The sequence below is a fragment of the uncultured Campylobacter sp. genome (genome assembly GCF_938040115.1).
In the GTDB taxonomy this organism is placed as follows: Bacteria; Campylobacterota; Campylobacteria; order Campylobacterales; family Campylobacteraceae; genus Campylobacter_A.
The window spans coordinates 1-3,670 of sequence record NZ_CALHXD010000036.1 but is presented as its reverse complement, the minus strand read 5'-3'; the positions used below and the strand labels follow the sequence as shown (position 1 = coordinate 3,670).

4 protein-coding genes are annotated in these 3,670 nt (G+C 47.8%); 3 read left to right on the top strand and 1 reads right to left on the bottom strand.

Annotation, left to right across the window (positions count from 1 at the left end; genetic code table 11):
• Both Q0314_RS01505 and Q0314_RS01500 read left to right on the top strand, forming a co-directional pair.
• The coding region (locus Q0314_RS01505; protein ID WP_298055733.1) for an aminotransferase class V-fold PLP-dependent enzyme at nt 1-904 on the top strand (904 nt) is incomplete at its 5' end.
• A 415-nt stretch (nt 905-1,319) separates the two neighbouring features.
• On the top strand, nt 1,320-2,312 hold the full coding sequence (locus Q0314_RS01500; protein ID WP_298055731.1) for an iron-sulfur cluster assembly scaffold protein: 993 nt from the start codon (nt 1,320-1,322) through the stop codon (nt 2,310-2,312).
• Nucleotides 2,313-2,444: 132 nt separating this feature from the next.
• On the opposite strand, the gene Q0314_RS01495 is transcribed toward Q0314_RS01500, so the two are convergent.
• Nucleotides 2,445-3,143: a hypothetical protein gene (locus tag Q0314_RS01495; RefSeq protein WP_298055729.1), complete on the bottom strand. Its 699-nt coding sequence runs from the start codon at nt 3,141-3,143 to the stop codon at nt 2,445-2,447.
• 7 nt (nt 3,144-3,150) lie between these two features.
• Here Q0314_RS01495 and Q0314_RS01490 point away from each other — a divergent pair, with 7 nt between their 5' ends.
• Entirely contained in the window at nt 3,151-3,483 is a 333-nt protein-coding gene (locus tag Q0314_RS01490) for a hypothetical protein (protein ID WP_298055727.1), read from the top strand.
• Nucleotides 3,484-3,670 lie beyond the last annotated feature (187 nt).

The following is a 3,670-nucleotide window of genomic DNA, read 5'->3' as shown; positions in this document are numbered from 1 at the left end:
GGATCACGTCGTAATCAGCGCCGTCGAGCATCCGGCGATCGCGGCGACGTTTGAGTCGCTCAAGAAATACGGCGTGCGCGTGAGTTACGTACCCGTAAACGAAAACGGTCTGCTCGATCCAAACGACCTAAGAAAGCTCATCGACGATAAAACCGCGCTCGTTAGCATCATGTGGGCAAATAACGAAACGGGCACCATTTTCCCGATCAAAGAGTGCGCGGCGATCGCCCACGAGCACGGCGCACTATTTCACACCGACGCAACGCAAACCGTCGGCAAGATCAAGATAAACGTGCGCGAGATGGGCATGGACTTTATGAGCTTTTCGGCGCATAAATTTCACGGACCAAAGGGCGTGGGCGGCCTATACATCAAGGATTCACAAAAGCTAACTAGTCTGCTTCATGGCGGCGAACACATGGGCGGCAGACGCAGCGGAACGCTCGATGTCGCGGGCATCGTCGGCATGGCGCAAGCACTGGAAAATAGCAATAAACTAATCGAGTTTGAAAATCTGCACGTTAGACGCCTGCGCGACAAGCTCGAGGACGCTCTACTACAGCTACCCGACGTCTCGGTCGTGGGAGAGCGCGCTCACAGGCTACCAAACACCATCCTAGCCGCCATAAAAGGCGTCGAGGGCGAGGCGATGCTATGGGATCTAAATCAGGCCGGTATCGCGGCGTCTACGGGCTCAGCGTGCGCATCTGAGACGCTAGAGAGCAACCCGATAATGGAAGCCATCGGAGCTAGCAGCGATCTGGCGCATACGGCGCTAAGGCTGTCGCTATCGAGGTTTAACACCGAAGAAGAGATCGACTATGCGATAGAGCATATCAAAAAGGCGGTAGTGAGGTTGCGAGCTATTTCATGCACGTACGCTTACAACCCTAACGGCAAGTAACGGCTTGTCTTTTTCCTTTATACGTCGCTTTGCTTCGTTGCACTCGCAACTGCAAGCAGAAGGAAATTTCGCCGAAGCTCGGTTACGTATTTCGTATACGCGCCCTCGCTCGGCTTATTTCCGCCTCGTCTCTTCGTAGTGAAGTCTCGTTACGAGCGCTTGCGCGAAGTAAAAAGAAAAATACTTCGCCTGAATGTTTTGCGTTCAAATTTAAGATTAAATTTAATTGAAATTTGAGCTTTGAAAGCCCAAATTTGAGTTAAATTTAAAAGGAAGCAGGCGGCCGTATCGCGAGATGGATTTGAATGGTGTGAAGCAAAAATGAGCAAAGCTAACCACGTAGGTTGCAGCAACGATATTTTTGCAAACTCATTCAAAGACGCTCGCGAGACAACGCCTCTAAAAAGGAAATAAAATGGCAAAAAATAATTTAATCGGCGGCTCCATCTGGGACGAATACTCCCAAAACGTCCAAGACCGCATGAACAATCCCAAATTTATGGGCGAGATCACCGAGGACGAGGCAAAAGCAAGAGGCGGCAAGCTCATCGTGGCGGATTTTGGCGCAGAGAGCTGCGGCGACGCAGTGAGGCTATACTGGCTCGTGGACGAGAAAACCGACCGCATCATGGACGCTAAATTTAAAAGCTTTGGCTGCGGCACGGCTGTGGCGAGCTCCGATACGATGGCCGAGCTTTGCATCGGTAAGACCGTGGATGAAGCGGTCAAAATCACCAACATCGACGTGGAAAAAGCCATGCGCGATACCCCGGACGTCCCTGCCGTCCCGCCGCAAAAGATGCACTGTTCGGTCATGGCCTACGACGTCATCAAGGCCGCCGCAGCGCAGTATAAGGGCGTGGATCCGGAGCATTTCGAGGACGAGATCATCGTGTGCGAGTGCGCGCGCGTTAGCCTAGGCACGATCAAGGAGGTCATCCGCCTAAACGACCTACACACGGTCGAGGAAATCACGCAATACACCAAAGCAGGCGCCTTTTGCAAGTCCTGCGTGCGCCCTGGCGGACACGAAAAGCGCGAGTATTATCTCGTGGACATCCTCGCAGACACCAGAGCCGAGATGGAACAGGAGAAAAAGCAAGCCGTCATCGACGCGCAGGTTTCTGGCAAATTTGACGACGTGAGCTTTGAAAATATGACCGTCGTGGGCCAGCTAAAAGCCATCGAGAGCGTCATAGATAGAGATGTTCGCCCGATGCTGATGATGGACGGCGGCAACATGGAAATCCTCGATTTGCAAAAAGACGCCGAGGGTAAATTTGACGTCTATATCCGCTATATGGGTGCTTGCAGCGGCTGCGCGAGCGGTGCGACCGGCACGCTATACGCGATCGAAAACGTACTTCAAGAAAACCTCAGCCCAAATATCCGCGTTTTGCCTATCTGATTTGCTTTAGACGGCAAATTTGACGCGGCTTAAGGCTCAAATTTGCATTAAATTCGGGCGGTTAATTTAGCCGCCCCTACTCTATTTATTTACAAATTTAAACATCGAGTTTAACCTCGCCGTTTTTAAATTTCACTCTTTTATTTCCTTATAAAAGCTTAAGTTACGAGCCAAACAAACAACGGTCGTTATCAACAGTATCGGTATCAGCGGTATATATAGATAGACAAAAACTAATGCCGATGTGTCTCTATGAACAGCCTTGCCTTCCAAAAACAACGAACCCACTGGATAATACAAAACCAGCGTCATGATCGCAAAATTTTCTATCGCAAAAATCGTATTGCTTTTTTCGGGATTTTCGACGAAAAGTTTGCTATACCTGCGCCCCGAAGCAAAAAATGCGCCTACGCAAATGGCGCTAAATATGAACGCTCCAGATAATCCCTTGTCAGGGTTTGAAGATATAATCAAAAAAGCCATCGCAGCAAAGCTCACGAAGGCAAATCTAACTAAAAGATGAATCTGATATCTACGCTTTAAATTTTCGGGGATTTGAGCTAGAGCTTTGCCGTATTCTAGTGCTTCGGCCTCCTCGTCGCTTTGGCTTGGCTCGGATTCATGGCTCGCGCACTCAAATTTCGGCTCAGATTCGGTTGTGTTGCTTTGATTGGCTTGCACTTGGCTTAAATTTTGCCCATTAGTCGTCTCGTCTGTGGCTAGCTCGCTGATTTTCTCTTGCGATTTTAGTACTCTTTGCGGTAGATATACGGTCTCATCGACAGCAAATTCGTCGTTGGCGTTATGAGATATGATTGCTATAGGAAGCATAATTATTATGATAAAGATCGCCTGCACGGTCGTTGGCGTACTAAAAGCCGCATCCAAAAATAACGCATATAAGCTCGCCGCAATGAAAAAAAGAGAGATAGTTTCAGTGCATATCAAGGTAAAGGCCTTACCCTCGTCGCTAAACAAAAATACACTATACCGCTTGCGTCTAGGCGAGCTCAATGAAAAGAGTATTAACGCAGCAGACGCACCAAGCGCCACAGCAAATAAAAAAGGTGATGATGGGTGCGCAGGATCTATCAAGAAAGAAAAAAGAAGCACTATAAAAGTTGCGGAAAGCCCGATAAATAAATTCTTACTAAAGCGCCAATTATCGTAACTTTTTAAAGCATCTTGCGGAATTTGACTGATGTCGACGGCGATTTTATCTTTTTGAGTTTGCATTTTCGCCTCCTTTTTTGTTATTTTAGCCTAAATTTTAATTCTATCATCATCAAAACCCACCTAACTACGAATTCCAATTTACGAAATTAAATTTTTCTACTTCATTTATCAAAATACCTAAA